The organism is Amycolatopsis sp. NPDC043885 (assembly GCF_056435685.1).
This window is the reverse complement of record NZ_JBWKEA010000006.1, coordinates 21,606-41,996: the sequence shown is the minus strand read 5'-3', so window position 1 is coordinate 41,996 and position 20,391 is coordinate 21,606. Positions and strand designations below refer to the sequence as shown.

Sequence of the window (20,391 nt, the reverse complement as noted above, 5' to 3'; positions counted from 1 at the left end):
GAGGGAGGAAAGGGCCCTGTAGGGAACCAGCAGGGGGTTTTGGGCACAAAACGTTTGTTTGGTGTGGGGGGGGGGGGGGGGGGTTGGGGGGGAAAACCCAAAACCCCCCCCCACGACCCCCTCGGGAACCCTGCATATAGGTATCAATCAGACATTCAATCGCCATGAAGTGTCCCTTGTGGACGAATGGGGCGCGAAGGTCGCCCTCTGCCTCGAAACCGGCAAAAAAGGTCTACGTGGCAGAGGGCCTCGCGGTCGCGCAACGTTTGCCTTGTCCCTCTATAGGCCCTGTATCTGTGGCGCCCCAGTGGGTCACCGGTCCCGGTCGGCGAGGGCGGAGGCGATCAGCGCGACAGCCGGATCGGGGTCCCCGGCCAGCAGCTCCAGCATGCCGCCCGCCTTGGCCCCTGGAATCTCCGCCAGGGCTTGGACCACGCGGATCCGGACCGCGGAATCCCCGGTGTGCGCCGCGAGCGCGTCGGCCAGGGCGGCCATGATCCGTTCCTCGGAGCCGGGAAGCTCCATCAGCGCGCCGAGGACCTCTGCGGCTTCGACGTCGTTCGTGCCGTCGACCACCATGCCGAGGAGGGTGGGGATGGCCGCGGTCGTGCCCCTCCCGCCCAAGGCGAGCGCGGCGGGCCCGCGCACCCTCGCGTCGGAGTCCCCGAGCGCCTCCGTGAGCGCCTTGCCCGCTTCCTCGCCAGGGATCTCGGCGAGCGCCAGTACCGCGCGCTGCCGGACGTCCGAGTCCTCCGCGTGCAGTCCTGCCGCCACCTCGGCCACCCCGTCGCCGCCCGCCCGCGCGAGAGCCCAGCGCAGGGCTCCGGCGACGTTCGGGTCGGCCTCGGTCAGGATCGCGTCGGCGATCCGGTCGGCGGGAACCGGCATTTCTTCGGCGGGGTTCAGGGCGGCCTGCTGGCGGCGCGCCGCGTGAGGCGAAGTGAGCCCTCTCAGGAGCTCCACGATCCGAAGGGCGTCCTGCCAGTCCGAGGGGGCGGACGCGTCGACCGTACGCAGCCGCGCGAGCAGCTCCCGTTCCCGGTTCAACCGGTCCTCCGCCTGACGGATGAGATCGCCGACCAGCGTCGACGGCGTGAAGGTCGGATCCTCCAGCGCGCGCGAGATCTGGCGCAGGGACAACCCGAGTGAGCGCAGGCTCTCCACATGGAAGATCCTGCGGATGTCCTCGTCCTGGTACTCCCGGTAGCCGCCGACGGTGCGTCCCGTCGGCCGCACCAGCCCGAGGGAGTCGTAGTGGCGCAGCATCCGGGAGCTCACTCCCGAACGCCGCGCCACCTCGCCGATCAGCACGCCGATCCTCCGGCCCCTTGCGGACCGAGCGCCATGATCCGTTTCGCCTCGTCCGCCGTCACGTCGAACCCCGCTTCCGGGTCGAGCAGGAGGCGTTCCGTGGCGAAGGCGTGCGCGCGCACCGCGTCATGGCGGCTCTCCGATGCCTTCCGCAGGGCCGGCTCGCAGGCGTCCCCGAGCGCGACGAGCGCCCGGCTGAGGCTCAGCCGCCTGTTCCGGTCACCACGGCCGAGCTCGATCGCCAGTTCAGCGGCCAGTCCGGCTCGTTCCCCCTCCGGCACGAGGATGACGGCCGCACGCCAGGCGCTTCGCGCCACCTCGTCGTCCGCGTCGTGCAACAGGGATGCGGTGATCGCGGGCCAGGCGGCGCGGTCCCCGATCTTCGACAGGGTGTGCAACGCCTGGCTCCGTGCTTGCGCCCGCTCGGATCGAAGCTCCACCAGGAGCCGGGGCACCGTGCTCGACGGCGGGAGACGGGTCAGCGCCCAGGTGAGCATGTCGCGGACGAAGAAGTCGGGCTCGATCGCGCATCGCGCGACCAGGGCGTCGGTGAAGCGCGGGTCGGGCCGAGTGCCTGCGGCCATGGCGGCCTTGAGCCGCGTCGACGAGTCCTCGGCACCGAGAGCGTCGAGCAGCGGTGTGTCCGTGGTCGGGTTCATGGGAACCACCTCCTGCGCTTCAGTGAAGACCTTGTCACGATGTCAAGGTCAACCCTCAAGCTCCGGAACCCGGCGTGTCGGCCTCAGCGCAGCTTGTCGACCTCGGCGATCCGCTCCCAGCGGGCGCCCAGCGCGTTGAGCAAAGCCGCCATGTCGATGTCGTCGTCGCCGTCGAGGAGTGCCTTGTCCAGACGGCGGGCGCGGCGGTTCACCTGGCTCAAGACCGACTTGCCCTCGTCGGTGAGCGAAAGCAGTTTGCGCCGCGCGTCGTGAGGGGATTCGACACGCCGGATGAGCCCCCGCCGTTCGAGCCTGCGGCACAAATCGGCCATCGTCGAGGTGTCGAGCGCGACGGCGCCCGCGAGTGAACTCTGGTCGCTGCCGGGATAGGCGCGGACCGCCGACAGGACCGCGAACTGCGGACCGGTCAACACCGGATCCACATGGCGGTTCCACGCGGCGAGGTACGCCTGGTACAGCCTGCGGGCGCCGTAGCCGGGAGCCGCCAGCAGGTCCGACGGCGGCGCGGGAGTGACGGCCGGTGTGTCGTCCCTGCGCCGGCCCGTGCGCGCCGATTCACCCATCGCTGCTCCTTGTCGGCTCCAACCCGCTGCCCGGGCCCCCGCGGTGATCCTACGTGTCCGGACGGTCGCTCAGTGGCAGACCGCCGAGATCTGTCCACGGTCACCTCTTGCGTATCCGGATAGTACGTGTTCGGATGAAGGTCCGGCTGAACTCTTGCGTACCCGGATAGTACGTGCTCGGATCAATATGGAGGTGGTCGAGGATGGACCGGAACCTGTTCAACGACATCTGCTTGCGCCAGTTGACGTTCTCGGGGGTGCACGAGGGCGAGACCGTGGTGGTGCTGACCCGCGGCGGGGAGCGCGCGGAGTACGCCGACGCGTTCCTGTGGGCCGCCCAGCAGCTGGGTGCCTCGGCGTACCACATGCGGCTGCCGTCACCGGTCAGCGCCGCGGGGGCGTGGGCGGTCGGCGACTCGGGGCTCGGGAACATTCCGCTGGCGGTCGAGGCGCTCAAGAGCGTGGACATGGTGGTCGACTGCACGTTCCTGTTGTTCAGCAAGGAACAGTTCGCCATCCAGGACGCGGGCACCCGGATCCTCACCGCCGTCGAACCGCCCGAGCTGCTGGCCCGGCTCATGCCGACGAAGGAACTGCGCGAGCGGGTGGAGATCGGCGCGGAACTTCTCGCCAAGGCGGGCACGATGCGGATCACCAGCCCGGCGGGCACCGACGTCACCTATCAGCTCGGCGTGTACCCGACGCTGTCCGAATACGGCTACACCGACACTCCCGGCCGCTGGGACCACTGGCCGGCGGCGTTCGTGTTCACCGGCGGGGCCGACGACGGTGTCGACGGGAAGATCGTGCTTTCGCCGGGGGATGTGCTGCTGCCGTTCAACACCTACGTACAGACACCGGTGGAGATCACCATCGAACAGGGGTTCATCCGGGACATCCGCGGCGGTGCCGGATCGTCCGGGCTGGACGCGGATCTGCTGCGCTCGTACATCGAGAGCTTCGACGATCCGCGAGGCTACGGCATGAGCCACGTGGGCTGGGGGCTCGACGAGCGCGCGCACTGGCACGGCCTGACCCAGTTCCCCGGCGGGATGGGCATGGAGCTGCGGAGTTTCTACGGCAACGTCATGTTCTCCATCGGCCCCAACAACGAGCTCGGCGGACCGAACGACACACCTTGCCACTTCGACATCCCGATGCGCGGCAATTCCCTTTACCTGGACGACGAACTGATCGTCGACAACGGTGAGCTGACCGTCGCCGAGATGCGCCCGGCGGCCCGCCGATGAGCGACCACCACATCGGGATGATCGTCCCCAGTTCGAACCTCACCATGGAGACCGAGCTGCCGCGGATGCTGCGCGCCAGGGAGGAGGCCGAGCCGGGGGACCGGTTCGTGTTCCACTCCGCGAGGGCCAGGATGCGGCACGTCGAACCCGAACAGCTGCGGGCGATGAACGCCCAGGCCGGGCGGGCGGCGGCCGAACTCGCCGACGCGCGGCCCGACGTCGTCGCCACCGCGTGCCTGGTGGCGATCATGGCCCAGGGGCCCGGTTACCACTGCACCGCCGAGGACGACATCACGCGCGTGCTGCGCGAAGAGGGTTGCGAGTCACCGGTCGTCTCCAGCGCCGGCGCGCTGTTGTCCGGGCTGAGCGCGCTCGGCGCCCGCAAGGTCGCGATCATCACGCCGTACATGAAGCCGCTGACCACGGCGGTGGCGGAGTACATCGAGGACGCCGGGTTCGAGGTCGCCGACGCGCTTTCGCTCGAAGTGGCGGACAATCTCGCCGTCGCCCGGCTGGATCCCGCCGGGCTGCGAGAGCACCACCGCAGACTGAATCTGTCCGATGTGGACGCTTTGGTGCTCTCCGCCTGTGTCCAGATGCCTTCGCTGCCCGCGATCCAGCCGGTGGAGGACGAGATCGGGATCCCGGTCCTCTCGGCGGCGACGGCCACGACGTTCCGGATCCTCTCGGAACTCGGCGTGGAGCCTTGGGTGCCCGGTGCCGGCAGCTTGCTCAGTGGCGCGAAAGCTATGACGAAGACGGGAGGCGGGCATGGCCGCGAGTCAGTCGTTTGAGGTCGTTGTCGTCGGTGGCGGGCTCGGCGGGCTCTGTGCCGCGTTGTCCCTGCGGCAACGGGGTCTGCGCGTCACCGTGGTCGAAGCCGCCCCTGAGCTGGGCGAGATCGGCGCGGGGATCCAGACCGCGCCGAACGCCAGCCGGATCCTCATCGGGCTCGGCCTGCGCGCCCGGCTCGAGCGGGTGCGGACCGAGCCGCAGGACCAGGTGCGCCGTCGCTGGGCCGACGGCAGCATCATCGCCCAGCTGGCGCTGGGCAGGCGCGTGACCGACCAGTACGGCGCGCCCTACTGGCACTACCACCGCGCCGACCTGCACGGAGTGCTGCTGGACGCCTGCCTCGATCCGGAGGTCCCCGGTCCGGTGGTGCGAGTGGCGACCGGCGCGCGGGTGGTCGACCTCGACCGGTCGGTGCCGGACCGGCCGACCGTGATCACCGCCGACGGACGCCGGTTCACCGGTGACATCGTGGTCGGGGCGGACGGCATCCGGTCTTCGGTGCGCGACCTCGCCGGCTTCGACGACACCCTCGCGTTCTCCGGAGAGATGGCGTACCGGGCCTTGATCTCCGGCGACCTCATCGCGCAGGACCCGGCCACCCGCTTCCTGGCCGACCGCTATCACTCCACGATCTGGTACGGCCCCAACAAACACCTGGTGCACTACATGATCCGCGGCGGGGAGTACCTCAACGTGGTCGCGATCGTGCCGTGCACCGAAGCGGTGGCCAAGGACTGGAGCGGCCCGGCCACCGCCGCCGAACTCGCCGCGGAGTACCACGACTGGGACGATCGGGTACCGACGATGCTGGCCAAGGCGAAGGACGAGGACGTCTCGGTGTGGGCGATGTACCGCCGCCGCCGCGACCCGGTCTGGGTCGACGGCCGGGTCGCCCTGCTCGGCGACGCGTGCCACGCGATGCTGCCGTATCAGGCGCAAGGCGCGTCCCAGGCGATGGAAGATGCCGCGGTGCTGGCCGAGGAACTGGGGCGCGTCACCCGCGACGGGATCGACGGTGCTTTGATCCGCTACGTGGACCGGCGCGCCAAGCACGCGGGCATGGTGCAGGACGCCTCGCTGCAGAACATGGACTTCTATCACCTGCCAGACGGTCCCGAACAGCGCGAACGGGACGAGAAGCTACGGCGCTTCGACGGCGAATCCGACGTGTCCTACGACTGGCTGTGGAACGGCAGCCCGCTCACCGACCCCGACACCGAGTCCATCCACTACCAGTTCGCCCGCTGAGGCGCGCTGGCCGGCAATCGCATCGGAGTGGTTCATGCGTACTGGTGATCAGATCGTCCAGGACCTGCCCTGGCGTTGGAGCGTGCAGGGAAAGATCTTCCTCATCGGCGGGCTGGGCTACATGTTCGACGCCTGGGACGTCGCGCTGAACGGATTCCTCACCCCGCTGGTCGGGGCGGAATTCGGGTTGTCCGCCGGCGCGAAAGGGCTGGTGGCGACCGCGAACCTGATCGGCATGGCCGTGGGGGCGGTCGCCTGGGGCACGGTCGCGGACCGGATCGGCCGGAAACGGGCGTTCAGTGTCACGCTGCTGCTGTTCGCGCTGTTCTCCGTGCTCGGGGCGTTCGCCCCGAACGTCGAGACGTTCCTTGCCCTGCGTTTCCTGGCGGGTATCGGACTCGGCGGCTGTATCCCGGTCGATTACGCGATCGTCAGCGAGTTCTCCCCGCGCCGCCATCGCGGCCGGGTGCTGTCCGCGATGGACGGCTGGTGGCCGATCGGGACCACGCTGGCCGCCGTCACCGCGACGCTGCTGCTCCCGGTCGAGGGGAACTGGCGCTGGATGCTGGTGCTGATGATCCTGCCGGCGCTGCTGCTGTTCTGGGTGCGGCGTGGCGTCCCGGAATCACCGCTGTACCTGGTGCGCAAGGGGCGCGAGGCGGAGGCACGCGCCGTGATCGACGATCTCGTGCGCCGCACGGGCGCGACACCGGAGCCCTACTCGGTCCCGCCCGCGGTGGTCGAGGACACCCGCGGTGGCGCGGTCGCGGCCGCGTTCGATCAGTTGCGCCGGGTGTGGGCGTTCAACCCGCGGATCACCGCGGTGGCGTGGTCGCTGTTCATCAGCGTCATGCTGGTCTACTACGCCGCGCTCAGCTGGATGCCGTCCATCCTGCGGGCGCAGGGATTCGGCGAGATCGCCGCCTTCGCGTCGACCGCGCTCATGAACGCGACCGGCATCGTGGGTGTCGCGGTGGCCGTGCTCCTGGTCGACAAGGTCGGCCGCAAGCGGATCATCATGGTCGCCGGTCCGCTCACCGCACTGTCGCTGGTGGTGTTCTCCCTGCTGCTCGACACGCCTGCCGCGGCGGTCGTGGCGATCGGCGCGTTCGGCCTGTTCGCGCTGGTGGTCATCCCGGTGATGTACGCCTACGTCTCCGAGCTGTACCCGACGGAACTCCGGGCTTCGGGGTTCGGCTGGGCGTCGTCGTCGAGCCGGGCGATCACCGGTTTCGCGCCCCTGCTGTTCGGCAGCGTGCTGTGGCCGGTGCTCGGGCTGCCGCTCACCTTCACCGTGCTGGGTGTGCTCGTGGTGGCCGCGGCCGTGTTCATGATGACGGGCGCGCCGGAGACCCGCGGCCGCGAACTCGACCGGATCGTCGACCCGGCCGAGCCTGCCGCCGAGACCAGGCCGGCTCTGTGAAGCCCGCCGCGTTCCGGTACCACCGGGCCCACGACGTCACCGACGCCGTCGGCCTGCTCGGCGAACTCGCCGCGGCGGGCGAGGACCCGAAACTCATCGCCGGCGGCCAGAGCCTGATGCCGATGATGAACTTCCGGCTCGCCCGGCCGACGGCGCTGGTGGATCTGGGCCCGTTGCGGCGGGAACCGGCGCTGAACTCGTTCCGGCGTAACGGTTCCAGCCTCACGATCGGCGCGATGGTCACCCATCGGGCGGTGGAGGTCGCCGAGCTGGGACCGGATTTCGCCGTGCTGTCCCGCGCGATGCGGTGGGTGGGGCATCTGCCGATCCGGTCCCGCGGCACGGTGGCGGGCAGCGTCGTCCACGGTGACGCGACCGCGGAGTGGTGCCTGCTGGCCCTGCTGCTCGACGCGGTGATCGTCGCCGAAGGTCCGGGCGGGCCCAGGGAGATCCCGGCCGCGGAGATGTTCCACGGCTTCTACACCACGGCCGTCGAACCGGACGAGGTCGTGACCGCGGTGCGCTTCACCCGCCCGTCGCCCCGGGCCGCGCTGACCGAGTTCGCCCGCCGCCACGGCGATTTCGCGATCGTCGACGCCGCCGTGAGCATCGACGCGGAGCACGGGGGCCGGGTCGTGCTCGGCGGCGTCGCGCCCGCGCCGGTCAGGGTGCCCGAGGCCGAGGCGCTGCTCGACGACGGTGTCCCGGGACCGGACCTGTTCGCCGAGTGCGGGGAGGCCGCGGCCGCGGCCATCGATCCGCCCGACGACGCGGCGGGGAGCGCCGCCTACCGCCGTCGGCTGGCGCGCACCCTCGTCACCCGGGCGCTGCACGAGGCCTGGGAGAAAGGAGAAACGCGATGACTCCGCGGTTCGACGGGCGTAACGGCCGCTGGGTCGGCGCGTCCGTGCCCCGGCGCGAAGATCCCCGGTTGCTCACCGGCCGGGGCCGCTTCGTCGACGACATCCAGCAGCCCGGGATGCTGCACGCGGCCTTCGTCCGTTCGACGGTCGCGCACGGCACGATCACCGGGATCGATCTGTCGGCCACTCTGGCGGTCGACGGCGTCATCGCCGCCTACACGGCAGCCGACCTCGATCTCGGTGACATCGTCGCCCTGCTCGACCGCCCGCCCGAGGAGTTCTCGCCGACCGCGATGCCGATCCTCGCCAGGGAGAAGGTGCGGTTCACCGGCGAACCAGTGGCACTGGTCGTCGCGCGCGATCCGTACAGCGCCGAGGACGGCGTCGAAGCAGCGGTGGTGGACTACGAGCCGCTCGGGGCGATCGTGTCGGAGGAGTCGGCGTTCGCCGCGGACGCGCCGCTCGTCCACGACGAGGCGCCCGGCAACGTGCTGGTCGACGTGTCGATGTTCGACACACCCGGTGTCGACGCGGCGTTCGAGGCGGCCCGCGCGGGCGGCGGCCGCGTGGTCGAAGTCGTCACGAAGAGCGGACGGCAGAACGCGCTCCCGCTCGAGACGCGGGGAGTGGTCGCCTCCTGGGACGACCGCGACGACCAGCTGCTCGTCCAGATGTGCACGCAGGTGCCGCATCAGGTGCGCACGGCGATGGCCCGTTCGCTGCGGGTCCCCGAACGCACCGTGCGGGTCACCGTTCCGGACATGGGCGGGGGTTTCGGTCAGAAATGCGTCGTCGGCCGCGAGGAGATCGCGGTCGCGGCGGCGGCCCGGCGGCTGAACCGGCCGGTGAAATGGATCGAAGACCGGCGCGAGGCGCTCACGGCCGGATTCCTTGCCAGGGAACAGCGTTACCGCACGCTGGCGGCGTTCGACGAGGACGGGCGGATCACCGCGCTGGACGTCGACGTCGTCTGCGACATGGGCGCGTACTCCTGTTACCCGTTCACCGCGGGTATCGAGCCGCTGATGGCGTCGGCCGAGATGCCGAGCGTGTACCAGGTGCCCGAGTACCGCGTTCGTGCCCGCGCCATCGCGAGCAACAAGGCACCGACGGCGCCCTACCGCGGGGTCAGCCGTCCTCAGTACGTGATGGCGATCGAACGGGTCATGGAACGCGCCGCCAGGGAACTCGGCCTCGATCCGGTCGAGATCCGGCGGCGCAACGTGATCACGCAGTTCCCGTACACCGGCGTCAACGCCATCACCTACGACCCCGGCACCTACCGCGAATCGCTCGAACTCGCCGAGGCGGCGATCCGCGACGAGGGGTGGTACGAGATCCGGGACCGTGCCGCCGCCGAGGGCAGGCACATCGGCATCGGTTACTGCTGTTTCTCCGAGCGGACCGGATACGGCTCGGGCGCCTTCGCCAAGCGGAAGATGGCCGTGGTCCCCGGCTTCGACATCTCCGAGATCCGGATGGACACCACCGGCTCCGTCGTGGTCACCAGCGGCACCATGAACCACGGCCAGTCCCACGAGACGACGCTGGCGCAGATCGTGGCCGACCGGCTGGGCCTGCACCTCGACCAGGTCAAGCTCCGCCAGGGCGACACGGAGCGCATCGCCTACGGATGGGGGACCTTCGCCTCCCGCTCGGTGACGATCGGGGGCTCGGCGGTGTCCCTCGCGGCCGGGAAACTGGGCGAACTGTTGTGCAGGATCGCCGCGCACCTGCTCGAAACGAGTCCTGACAACGTCCGCCTCGACGGTGACGGAGGCGTCGTCCAGATCGACGACCCGGAGCGGCGCGCGTCGTTCGAGGAGATCGCCGACGTGGCCTACCTGCGCAGTCATCTGCTGCCCAAGGACGTCGAACCGACGTTGACGGCCACGGCGAGCTTCGACGTGCCCGGCGACGGCACGTTCTCCAACGCCACGCACGCCGTGGTCGTCGAGGCGGATCCGGGCACCGGCCAGATCCGGATCCTGCGCTACGCCTGCGTGGAGGACTGCGGCGTGGTGATCCATCCGCAGGTCGTCGACGGCCAGTGCCGCGGCGGGATCGCGCAGGGCATCGCCGGCGCGTTGTTCGAGGAGATCACCTACGCGGGCAATGGGGAACCGTCGGCCGCGAGCTTCATCGACTACCTCGTCCCGACCGCGACGGAGATCCCCGACATCACCGTGACCCACCTCGAAACCCCTTGCGCCTTCACGGAAAACGGCGCGAAGGGCGCGGGGGAGGGCGGCACCATCGGCGCGCCGGCCGCGGTGCTGAACGCGATCAACGACGCGCTGCGCCGTACGGGGGTCGAACTCGACACGACCCCGGTCCACCCGCAGACCGTGCTCGCCGCGCTCGACGCGGAGATCCACCAGGAAGTGAGCGTCCCATCATGAGCGACCGGCACCTGATCGTCCTGAACGTCAACGGCGAGTCGCACGAGGCCCTCGTCGAGCCGCGCAAGACCCTGCTCGATGTGTTGCGCCACGACCTCGGGCTCACCGGCACCCACGTCGGCTGCGAGCACGGGGTCTGCGGCGCCTGCACCGTCCTCGTCGACGGCGAGCCGGTGCGGGCGTGCCTGATGTTCGCCGTCCAGGCGGAGACGGCCGAGATCCGCACGGTCGAATCGCTGGGGCAGGACGGCGAACTTTCCGATCTGCAGCGGTCTTTCAGCGAGCACCACGGTCTGCAGTGCGGCTTCTGCACGCCCGGATTCCTCATGCTGGCCGAAGGATTCCTCGCCCAGCGGCCGGACGCCTGCCGCGAGGAGATCCGCGAGGCCGTCTCGGCGAACCTGTGCCGCTGTACCGGTTATCAGACGATCGTCGACGCGATCGAGGCGACCGCGACCCGCCGGTGCCACGCCGCGAAGAAGGAGGCGACAGCGTGATCCTGGAAAACCAACTGTCCGTCCCGGCCGGACCCGACGCGGTCTTCGCCTTGATCAACGACGTCGAACGGGTGGCCGGTTGCCTGCCGGGCGCGATCCTCGACGGGCGGCATGACGACGCCTATCTCGGCCGCGTCAAGGTCAAGGTCGGCCCGATCACCGCGGCCTACTCGGGCACCGTGCGGTTCACCGACGTCACCCCCGCCGACCGCAGCCTGCGGCTGGTGGCCAGGGGAGCCGACGCCCACGGCAACGGTGACGCGGAGGCCGACGTCACGCTGACCGTGCGCGAGGCACCCGGCGGCGCCACCATCGAGTTGCGCACCGATCTGTCGATCCGCGGCAAGCTCGCCCAATTCGGCAAGGGCGCGATCGGCGCCGTCTCCACCCGGCTGCTCGACCAGTTCGCCCGCAATCTCGCGGACCAGCTGGAAGGGCGGCCCGCGCCGGTGGCGAAACCCGCTCCGGCCGGCGGCGGCGAGGCTCTCGACGGTCTGGCGATGCTGGTTCCCGACAACGTCAAACGCTACGGCGTGATCGCGGCCGCCGCGGCCCTCGGGTTGTTCCAGGGCTGGCTTCTGGGCCGGATCCGTACTCAGGACAAACTGATCAAGGAGTTGCAGCGTGCCCGTCGATGAACGTCTCGACAGCGTGTACGACCGAGCCGGTTTCGGCGCGAGCGTGCCGCGCGGATCGCGCCCGGCCCTGGTCGTGGTCGACCTGACCCGCGGGTTCACCGAACCCGGCTTCCCGTCCGGAGCCGACCTCACCGCCGAGGTGACCGCGACCGCCGCTCTCGTCGCCGAAGCCCGGCGGCGGGACGTGCCGGTGATCTACACCGCGATCTCCTACATACCCGCCGAAGCGGACGGCGACGCCGTCGCGTGGCTCCGGAAAGCGCCCGGGATGCGGGCGCTGCGCGAAGGAAGCGAAGCGGTCGCCCTCGACCCGCGGCTAGACCAGCGGCAGGGCGACCATCTGATCCTGAAGAAGGGCGCGTCGGCGTTCCACGGGACCTCGCTGGCGGCGCTCCTCACGAGCCTGGGCACGGACACCGTCGTCGTCTGCGGCGCGACCACTTCGGGATGTGTCCGCGCGACCGCCGTCGACGCCGTCCAATCCGGCTTCAATACGCTCGTCGTGCGGGAAGCCTGCGGTGACCGCGCGCAGGGACCGCACGATGCCGCTTTGTTCGACCTGCAAGCGAAATACGCGGACGTCGTCGATCTCGACGAGGCCCTGGCGTATCTCGCGGATCTGGATCGCCGCACGCTCGGTCAACCCGCCTTGGCGGATCTCGGCGACGTTCCGGCGACCAGCCGCTGGGTGACGTCGGGCCCGGTCCGGCTGCACGTGCTCGACTACGGTCCCGCCGACGGCGTCCCGGTGCTCGTGCTGCCGGGGATCACCAGCCCCGCGGTCACGATGGACTTCGTGGCACGGGAACTCACCGACCTCGTGCGGCCACTCGTGCTCGACGTCCGCGGGCGCGGGCTGTCCGATGACGCGCCCGACTACGACCTGGGAAGCTACGCCGCGGACGTCGAGGCGGTCGTGGACGGACTCGGGCTGCGTGATCCGATCCTGTTCGGACACTCCATGGGCGCGCGGATCGCCGCGCGTGCCGCCACTACCCGGCCACTTCGGGGCACGGTGCTGGCCGACCCTCCGCTGAGCGGTCCCGGACGGGCGCCGTATCCCACCACTCTCGACGCCTTCCTCGGGCAACTCGCGCAGGCCCGCCGGGGCACCGACGCCGACGAGGTGGCCCGGTCCTGGCCGCGATGGCCGCGCCGGGAACAGGAATTGCGTGCCCGCTGGCTGTCTTCGTGCTCCCGCTCCGCGATCGTCGCCACCCACGCCGGGTTCGAATCCGAGGACTTCTTCGACGACTGGCCGAAGGTGCCCGCTCCGACCTACTTCCTTTACGGCGGCGCGAGCCCGGTAGTCACCGCCGCTGGTGCGGCTGAAGCGGCCGAGTGCAATCCGTCGGCCGAGTTCGCCGAGATCCCGGAGGCGGGGCACATGATCTTCTGGGATGAGCCCGAGGCCGCTCTTGCCGCGCTGCGGGAGGCGTTGCGGAAGCTGCTCTGAAGCATGTCGCGAAGGTGGCTTTCGCGACGGGTGGCGGTGAGTGTGGGTGCGTGGTCCCGTTGGTCGTGAGTGGCGATTCGGGTTCTAAGCCGAATCGCCACTCACGACCAACGGGACCGGCATCTTCTTTGGCCGACGGTGTCCGTGAAGGCCTCCTTGCCTACCCTGAGGGTAGTGAAGGGGCCCTTCACGGACGCCAGCGTTGAGCGGGTCGAGCCCAGCCGCTTCAGAGCGCGGCATGCGCCAGCGTCAGCGCGCCACCCGCCGCCGAAAGCACCAGAACGGACCAGCGGACGGACCGTTCGCCGACCCGGCGGCTCAGCGCCCGCCCCAGCAGGTCGCCGGCGAGCGCGGCGACCGCGACCGCGAGGAGCACGCTCATGGGCACCTCCACCCAGCCGAGACTGGGCAACGCCACCAGGCCGAGCAGGAAGAAGTAGATCGACAGCGTCCCGCGTGTCTCGTCCGCGCCCCAGCCCGCGCTCGCCCCGTACACCGCCACGGCGGGGCCGGAGAGCCCGGCGACGGAGTTCATCGCCGCGCTCAGCACGCCCGCGCCGACAGCGCCTGTCCTGCCCGCGAGCCGTCTGCTGGTGATGCCGCTGGCCAGCACGCCGACGGCCAGGACGCAGCAGCCGCCCGCGGCGAGCAGCAGCGGCCGCGCGGGGACACCGCGGACCACGAGCGCGACGACCGGGGTGAACACCACCGCGGGCACGGTCAGCCACGCGACCTGTGCCCATCTGATCGCCCGCCAATGGGTGATCGCGACCGCGAGATAGACCGGGAAGCCGAGCAGCAGGGTGAGCCGGACGGCGTCGAGCGGACCCAGCGCCAGCGCCAGGAACGGTACGCACAGCAGGGAAAGCCCCATCCCGGAAAGGCGCTGGGCGACCACCCCGGCCGCCGCCGCCAGCGAGGTCATGGCCAGGGTTCCCACGAGTCCATTGTGGAGCCGACGCGATCACGCCGGTAGGCGGTATCCGGCGAAGACGTCATAGCCCAACGCTATGAGCGGTGAACTGGACCCGTCGAACGCGTGGGTTCTGGCACTTCTGGCCGTTCCAGCCGTGCCGCACGCTCAGCGTCATTGCCTTTGGAACAGACGGGAGCGTGAGATGAAGATCGGTGTCCCTCGTGAAGTCAAGAACCACGAGTACCGGGTCGCGGTGACGCCCGCGGGCGTGCACGAATTCACTTCGGCCGGGCATGAGGTGTTCGTCGAGCGTGGAGCAGGCGAAGGTTCCTCCGTGCGCGACGAGGATTACGCCGCGGCAGGGGCGAAGGTACTCGACAGCGCCGACGACGTCTGGGCGACCGGAGACCTCGTGCTCAAGGTCAAGGAGCCGATCGCGGAGGAGTACCACCGGCTGCGGCGCGACCAGTTGCTGTTCACGTACCTGCATCTCGCCGCGAGCGAGCCGTGCACGCGGGCGCTGCTGGACGCGGGCACGACGTCGGTGGCCTACGAGACGGTGCAGCTGCCGAACGGTTCTCTGCCCCTGCTGTTCCCGATGAGCGAGGTCGCCGGACGGCTGGCCCCGCAGGTCGGCGCGCAGATGCTGATGCGCGCCAATGGCGGACGGGGTGTGCTCATCGGCGGTGTCTCCGGGGTGGCCCCGGCGCGGGTGGTCGTACTCGGCGCCGGTGTCGCGGGCATGAACGCGGTCGCCGGCGCGGCCGGGACCTGGGCCGACGTCGTGCTGTTCGACAAGAACGTCGACAAGCTCCGTGCCGCCGACCGGATGTACCAGGGCCGGATCCGCACCGCCGCGGCCAACGCGTACTCGATCGAGGAGGCCGTGCTCGAGGCGGACCTCGTGATCGGCGCGGTGCTCGTGCCCGGTGCCAAGGCGCCGAGCCTGGTGTCGAACGACCTCGTCTCCCGGATGAAGCCGGGCAGCGTACTCGTCGACATCTCCGTCGACCAGGGCGGCTGCTTCGAGGACACGCGGCCGACCACGCACGCGGAACCGACGTTCGCCGTGCACAACTCGGTGTTCTACTGCGTCGCCAACATGCCCGGCGCGGTTCCGCACACCTCGACTTACGCGCTGACGAACGTCACGCTGCCCTACGCGCTGGAGCTGGCGAACAACGGTCTCGCCGGCGCCCTCGCGCGCTGCCCGGAGCTGCGCGGCGGGGTCAGCACGGTCGACGGGCGGCTGACGTCCGCGCCGGTCGGCGAGGCTCTCGGAATCGGCTCGGTTTCGCTGGACGACGTGCTCGGCTAGGTGGTGCGGGCCGGGATCTGGAGCTAGGTTCAGATCCCGGCCCCGTCGCCGAAAGGGAGGTGCCGTTGCCGCGAACGTTGATCGAAATCGACCGGACGTCCGCCGAGCCGCTCTACCGGCAGGTGCGGCGCGCGATCGAGCACGGCATCGCGATCGGCACGTTCGACCCGGCGCACCGGCTGCCGAGTTCGCGTGAGCTGGCCGCCGAACTGAGCGTTTCCCGCAACACCATCAACCTCGCCTACCAGGAGCTGGTCGCCGAGGGGTTCGTGGAGAGCCGGGAGCGCAGCGGCCTGTTCATCAACGCGGAGATGCGGCCACATTGCGCGGTGCAGGAGCGCGGCACCAGCCCGGCCATCGACTGGAGCGCGCGGGTGCGCCGGTATCCGGACGCCGGGGTGCCACATATCGAGAAACGCGTGGACTGGCACACCTATCCGTACCCGTTCCTCGCCGGTCAGGTCGACGTCACCGCGTTCCCGGCGCGGTCGTGGACCCGCTGCCTGCGCGACGCGCTGTACCGGCCGCACGTGTTCCCGAGCCTCCAGGACAGCGTCGGTTCGGACGACCCGATGCTGGTCGACCTGATCTGCCGTCAGCTGCTCACCGCGCGGGGGATCGAGGCCGACCCGGCCGAGGTGCTGATCACCGTCGGTTCGCAGCAGGGGCTCGACCTGCTCGGCCGCGCCCTGCTCGGACCGGACAGCGTCGTGGCGATGGAGAACCCGGGGTATCTCGACGCCCGGCACATCTTCCTGCGCACCGGCGCCGGGCTGCGTGGCGTCGACGTCGACCAGAGCGGCCTGCGCCCGCCGGAGACACTCGACGGCGTCGACCTGCTCTATCTCACTCCGAGCCACCACCATCCGACGAACGCGACGTTGAGCATCGGCCGCCGCCGTCGCCTGCTCAGCCTCGCCGCGAGTGCGGGCACGGTGCTCGTCGAGGACGACTACGACAGCGAGTTCCGGTACCACGGCAGCCCCACGCCCGCGCTCAAGGCGCTCGATGGCACCGGCGATGCGATCTATCTCGGCACCTTCTCCAAGTTCCTCTCACCCGGCCTGCGGCTCGGGTACCTGGTCGGGCCGCGTGAGCTGGTGCGGGAACTGCGGGAGATCCGGCGGTACGTGCTGCGGCATCCGCCCGGTCACCTCCAGCGGGCGCTGGCACTGCTCATCGACAGCGGCGAGTACCACCGGTCCCTGCGGCGGTACCGCACGAAGCTGATGCGGAAATGGGAGGCGACCTGCGCCGCGGTCACCGAACACCTGCCGTGGACGCAGACGGCGTATCCGCCGGGCGGGGTCAGTCTCTGGATGACCGGGCCGTCCGAACTGGACTGCCGGGCGCTGATGGAACGCGCCGAGCGCGACGGCGTCCTGATCGAGCCCGGCGACATCTTCTTCGTCGGGGACGAGCCGCCGCGCAACCACTTCCGGATCGGTTTCGCGGCGGTGCCGTTGCGCGACATCGACCCCGGTATCCGGCTGCTCGGCGAGGCCTGCCGCGACCTGCTCGGCGGCTGAACCGCGCAACTGGTACCACCGCACCGGAGCGTTCTGGACCTGTTCAGGCGGCCAGATGTGCCGCACTGTCTGGGGATCCTTCGTGAGCCAGGACACGTCGCCAGGAGGTCCGTGTGGTGGAGTTCGTTCGAGAAGATCCCCGGAATGCCGCCGATTTCGTCGCGCTCGGCGGCACCGTGCTCACGCTGGACGCGGCGGGAAGACGGGTCCGCGCGCTGGCCGCGTCCGGCGGGCGGATCACCGCGCTGGGGGCCGAACGGGAGATCTCGCGGTTGATCGGCCCGGAGACGACCGTGCTCGACCTGGCCGAGCGCACGGTGATCCCCGGCTTCGTCGAGTCCCACAACCATCCGGCGTTCTTCGGGATGACACTGGCCGCGCCGGTCGACGCCGGCAGCCCGCCCAACGACACCATCGCCGACATCGCCGGCCGGGTCGCCCAGGCGGCCAAGGACCTCGGACCGGGGGAGTGGATCCGCGGTTTCCGTTACGACGACACACTGCTCGCGGACGGCCGTCATCCGACGCGCGCGGACCTCGACCCCGTCTCCGGTCGCAATCCCGTGGTCCTGACCCATGTTTCCGGGCATTTCTGCACCGCGAACTCGCTCGCCCTGCGCGAAGTCGGGATCACCGCCGAGACCCCGGATCCGCCCGGTGGGCTCATCGTGCGGGACGCCCGGGGCGAGCCGACCGGGGTGCTCGTCGAGACGGCGGCCTTCCTCGTCACGTCCCGGCTGCCCGGTCAGAGCGCGGGCGAACTGGCCGAAGCCCTGCTGCTCGCCGACGAGGAATACCTCGCCAACGGCGTGACTTCCGTGCACGACACCGGGATCGGCCTCATCGGCGGAGCGGCGGAACTTGAGGCGTACGCGTTGTTGCGGCGGGCCGGGAAACTGCGCGTCCGGGTGCGCGGCTACCTGTTCGACGGCCTGCTTCCCGGCCTCGACGAGGGCGACCCGGAAGCTCCGGAAGCCCGCGTGGACGACAAGTTCGCGATGACCGGCGTCAAGATCGTCGCGGACGGGTCGATCCAGGGCAAGACCGGATGCCTCGCGGAGGGCTACACGTGCGACCCGGACGAGCACGGCATGATGCTGCTCGAACCCGCCGACCTCGGCCGCCGGATCGCGGCGCTCGACGCGGTGGGCTGGCAGGTCGCCGTGCACGGCAACGGGGACGCGGCGATCGACGCGATCATCGACGGCTACTCGCGGCTGGGGTCACCGAGCGGAACCGGCAGGCGGCATCGGATCGAACACTGCCAGACGGTGCGCGAAGACCAGTTGGACCGGATGGCCGCCCACGACATCCTCGCGTCGTTCTTCGTCAAACACGTCTACTACTGGGGAGACCGGCATCGTGACGTCTTCCTCGGCCCCGAGCGGGCGCGCCGGATCAGCCCGCTGGTCTCGGCCCGCTCGCGCGGAATCCACTTCGGACTGCATTCGGACACGCCGGTGACCCCGGTGCCGCCGCTGGAGGGGATCTGGTGTGCGGTACGCCGGATCACCAGGCAGGGCAAGGTGCTCGGCCCGGAACAGGCCGTGGACGTGGACGCCGCGCTGCGCGGCTACACGATCGACGCCGCCTATCTGGCGGGGGAGGAGAACGTCAAGGGCAGCCTGGAGGTCGGGAAGCTCGCCGATCTCGCGGTGCTGTCCGGCGATCCGACCACGATCGACCAGGACCGGATCCGCGAGCTGACCGTGGACGCCACCGTCAGCGGCGGCGAGGTCGTCTGGCGGCGCGAGGCGACGGGGGCAGGACGATGATCCGCAGCTGGCCAAGTGTCCTCATCGGACTGTTCGTTCCCGCTTTCGCCCTGCTGGCGGGAATTCTGCTGCTCTCCGGATCGACGGCATCGGTGCTGGGCATTCCGGTGCTGTTCTTCTGGGTGTTCTGCTGCTGCCCGCTGACCACCCTGTGCCTGTGGATCAGCTGGCGTTTCTTCGACCGCGCCCACTACCCGGAGGACGACTGATGCTGATCGCGATCGTGGCGGTGGTGATGGCGGGCTCGATCGGGCTCGCGGTGTGGGCGGGACGGTCGACGCGCGGTGGCGGGATCTCGGAGTTCCTCGTCGGCGGCCGGTCGTTCCCGGCGTGGCTGGTGTACTTCCTCGCGGTCGGCGAGGTGTACAGCATCGGGACGATGATCGGGTTCCCCAGCGGGATCTACGCGCACGGCGCGAGCTACGGGATCTGGTTCCTCGGCTACATCCTGCTCGCGTACTCACTGGGCTACTTCCTGGCGCCGCTGGTGTGGCGGGCGGCGAAACGGTACGACGCGATGACCGTGCCCGACGTGTTCGGACGGCATTTCGGCAGCAGGCGGCTCGAGCTGATCACCTGCGTCACGATGCTGATCGCGTTGATCCCGTGGGGGCAGTACCAGTTCATCGGCCTCCAGGTGGTGCTCGGCAATCTGGGGCTGCCGCTGGATCCCGTGCAGTGCGTGGTGCTGGCCGGCATCGTGGCGTTCGTCTACATCGCCGTCTCGGGGGTGCGGTCGCCCGCGTTCGTCTCGATCCTCAAGGATTTCTTCATGCTGCTCGGTGTCGTGCTCGTCGGGGTGGCCGTCGTGATCGCCGCAGGCGGCACCGCGAAGGTCAGCGGACCCGAGGTGCTGAGCGCGGCACAGACCACCATGGGCGGTTCGGAACTCACGTTCGCGATGACGACGATCCTCTTCCAGAGCATCGTGTTCTACCTCGGTTTCGGTGGCGCCTACGTGTTCCCGGCCCGTTCCGAACGCGCGGTGAAGAGTTCGACCGTGTGGATGCCGATGTACATGCTGATCTACCCGTTCCTGGTGCTGGCCGCCTATTACGGCGTGCGCGCGCATCCGGATCTGGAGAACCCGAACACGGTGTTCATGGTGACAGCCAAGGGATTGCTGCCGGACTGGCTGCTGGGCCTCGTCGCCGCCGGGGCCGCGCTGTCGGGCGTGCTGGTGCTCGCCGCGACCGCGCTCACCATCGGCGGCATGGTCTGCCGCAACATCGCGCCGAACGTCCCGGCCGCGGCGCAACGGCGGTGGACGGTCGTCGCGGTGGCGAGTTTCCTGGTGCTGGCGGCGGTACTGACCCTCGTCGCGTCGACGTTGATGCTCACCATCCTGAACCTGACCTACAACCTGCTGGCTCAGGTCGTCCCCGGCTGGCTCGCGATCCTGTTCGTGCGTCGGGTGCGGACCGCCGCGGTGGCCGCCGGGATGGTCACCGGGGTGCTCACCGCGATCGTCCTGTACGTCACCGGCGCGACGTTCGGCGGTTTCAACGCGGGGCTGGTGTCACTCGGGGTGAACCTGGCCGTGGTGGCGGTCTGGAGCCTGGCGGCGCCGGACAAGGCCCGGGTTCCGGTGGCGCGGTCGGCCGACAGCGTCTCGGACGCCGAGGCGGTGCCCTCCCTCAGCCGGTGACACGAACGATCTCGCGTGATCAGAGACGTAACTCGCGTGCTTGAAGGCGGAACTCGCGTGATTGGAGGCGTAACTCGCG

At 70.1% G+C, this 20,391-nt stretch carries 18 protein-coding genes; 14 read left to right on the top strand and 4 right to left on the bottom strand.

The genetic code is table 11. The features are described from left to right. Positions 1-312: 312 nt before the first annotated feature. The 3 genes from AC069I_RS19655 to AC069I_RS19645 form a co-directional block, all read right to left on the bottom strand. Positions 313-1,311 (bottom strand): HEAT repeat domain-containing protein, encoded by a 999-nt coding sequence (locus AC069I_RS19655; protein WP_478266142.1) that lies wholly within the window; start codon positions 1,309-1,311, stop codon positions 313-315. Beyond that, positions 1,305-1,970 carry a HEAT repeat domain-containing protein gene (locus AC069I_RS19650; RefSeq protein WP_478224634.1) on the bottom strand — a complete coding sequence of 222 codons (666 nt, stop codon included), beginning with the start codon at positions 1,968-1,970 and terminating at the stop codon, positions 1,305-1,307. The genes AC069I_RS19655 and AC069I_RS19650 overlap by 7 nt, the downstream gene beginning before the upstream one ends. 83 nt (positions 1,971-2,053) lie before the next feature. Next, complete coding sequence (locus tag AC069I_RS19645; RefSeq protein ID WP_465455551.1) at positions 2,054-2,554, bottom strand: MarR family winged helix-turn-helix transcriptional regulator; 501 nt, start codon at positions 2,552-2,554, stop codon at positions 2,054-2,056. 203 nt (positions 2,555-2,757) lie between these two features. On the opposite strand from AC069I_RS19645, the gene AC069I_RS19640 reads away from it, so the two are divergent. Genes AC069I_RS19640 through AC069I_RS19600 form a run of 9 tightly spaced genes read left to right on the top strand, consistent with a single transcriptional unit; the run spans position 2,758 to position 13,126 of the window. Continuing rightward, positions 2,758-3,804, top strand: coding sequence for a 2,5-dihydroxypyridine 5,6-dioxygenase NicX family protein (locus AC069I_RS19640; protein ID WP_016335108.1), 1,047 nt, complete (start codon positions 2,758-2,760; stop codon positions 3,802-3,804). Beyond that, positions 3,801-4,598 (top strand): maleate cis-trans isomerase family protein, encoded by a 798-nt coding sequence (locus AC069I_RS19635; protein ID WP_478224633.1) that lies wholly within the window; start codon positions 3,801-3,803, stop codon positions 4,596-4,598. Before AC069I_RS19640 ends, AC069I_RS19635 begins: the two co-directional genes overlap by 4 nt. Further along, positions 4,576-5,847, top strand: a complete 1,272-nt coding sequence (locus tag AC069I_RS19630; protein WP_478266141.1) for an FAD-dependent oxidoreductase — start codon at positions 4,576-4,578, stop codon at positions 5,845-5,847. The genes AC069I_RS19635 and AC069I_RS19630 overlap by 23 nt, the downstream gene beginning before the upstream one ends. A 34-nt stretch (positions 5,848-5,881) precedes the next feature. Further along, positions 5,882-7,270, top strand: coding sequence for an MFS transporter (locus tag AC069I_RS19625; protein ID WP_478224631.1), 1,389 nt, complete (start codon positions 5,882-5,884; stop codon positions 7,268-7,270). Further along, a complete protein-coding gene (locus tag AC069I_RS19620) occupies positions 7,267-8,133 on the top strand; it encodes an FAD binding domain-containing protein (protein WP_478224630.1) in 867 nt (288 codons plus the stop codon). The genes AC069I_RS19625 and AC069I_RS19620 overlap by 4 nt, the downstream gene beginning before the upstream one ends. Beyond that, the gene (locus AC069I_RS19615) at positions 8,130-10,535 is read left to right on the top strand and encodes a xanthine dehydrogenase family protein molybdopterin-binding subunit (RefSeq protein ID WP_478266140.1); all 2,406 of its coding nucleotides are present in this window, start codon (positions 8,130-8,132) and stop codon (positions 10,533-10,535) included. The genes AC069I_RS19620 and AC069I_RS19615 overlap by 4 nt, the downstream gene beginning before the upstream one ends. Then, complete coding sequence (locus AC069I_RS19610) at positions 10,532-11,032, top strand: (2Fe-2S)-binding protein (RefSeq protein ID WP_340688410.1); 501 nt, start codon at positions 10,532-10,534, stop codon at positions 11,030-11,032. Before AC069I_RS19615 ends, AC069I_RS19610 begins: the two co-directional genes overlap by 4 nt. After that, the gene (locus AC069I_RS19605) at positions 11,029-11,670 is read left to right on the top strand and encodes an SRPBCC family protein (RefSeq protein WP_478266139.1); all 642 of its coding nucleotides are present in this window, start codon (positions 11,029-11,031) and stop codon (positions 11,668-11,670) included. The genes AC069I_RS19610 and AC069I_RS19605 overlap by 4 nt, the downstream gene beginning before the upstream one ends. Beyond that, the gene (locus tag AC069I_RS19600; RefSeq protein WP_478266138.1) at positions 11,657-13,126 is read left to right on the top strand and encodes an isochorismatase family protein; all 1,470 of its coding nucleotides are present in this window, start codon (positions 11,657-11,659) and stop codon (positions 13,124-13,126) included. The genes AC069I_RS19605 and AC069I_RS19600 overlap by 14 nt, the downstream gene beginning before the upstream one ends. 226 nt (positions 13,127-13,352) lie before the next feature. On the opposite strand, the gene AC069I_RS19595 is transcribed toward AC069I_RS19600, so the two are convergent. After that, entirely contained in the window at positions 13,353-14,066 is a 714-nt protein-coding gene (locus AC069I_RS19595; RefSeq protein ID WP_478266137.1) for a TSUP family transporter, read from the bottom strand. A gap of 178 nt (positions 14,067-14,244) precedes the next feature. On the opposite strand from AC069I_RS19595, the gene ald reads away from it, so the two are divergent. The 5 genes from ald (at position 14,245) to AC069I_RS19570 (ending at position 20,312) form a co-directional block, all read left to right on the top strand. After that, entirely contained in the window at positions 14,245-15,360 is a 1,116-nt protein-coding gene (gene ald / locus AC069I_RS19590; protein WP_478266136.1) for an alanine dehydrogenase, read from the top strand. Between the two features lie 65 nt (positions 15,361-15,425). Beyond that, positions 15,426-16,889, top strand: a complete 1,464-nt coding sequence (gene pdxR, locus AC069I_RS19585; protein WP_478224624.1) for a MocR-like pyridoxine biosynthesis transcription factor PdxR — start codon at positions 15,426-15,428, stop codon at positions 16,887-16,889. A 113-nt stretch (positions 16,890-17,002) separates the two neighbouring features. After that, entirely contained in the window at positions 17,003-18,664 is a 1,662-nt protein-coding gene (locus AC069I_RS19580; protein ID WP_478224623.1) for an amidohydrolase, read from the top strand. After that, positions 18,661-18,873 carry a DUF3311 domain-containing protein gene (locus AC069I_RS19575; protein ID WP_037339284.1) on the top strand — a complete coding sequence of 71 codons (213 nt, stop codon included), beginning with the start codon at positions 18,661-18,663 and terminating at the stop codon, positions 18,871-18,873. Before AC069I_RS19580 ends, AC069I_RS19575 begins: the two co-directional genes overlap by 4 nt. Then, positions 18,873-20,312, top strand: coding sequence for a sodium:solute symporter family protein (locus tag AC069I_RS19570; protein ID WP_478224622.1), 1,440 nt, complete (start codon positions 18,873-18,875; stop codon positions 20,310-20,312). Before AC069I_RS19575 ends, AC069I_RS19570 begins: the two co-directional genes overlap by 1 nt. Positions 20,313-20,391: the final 79 nt, after the last annotated feature.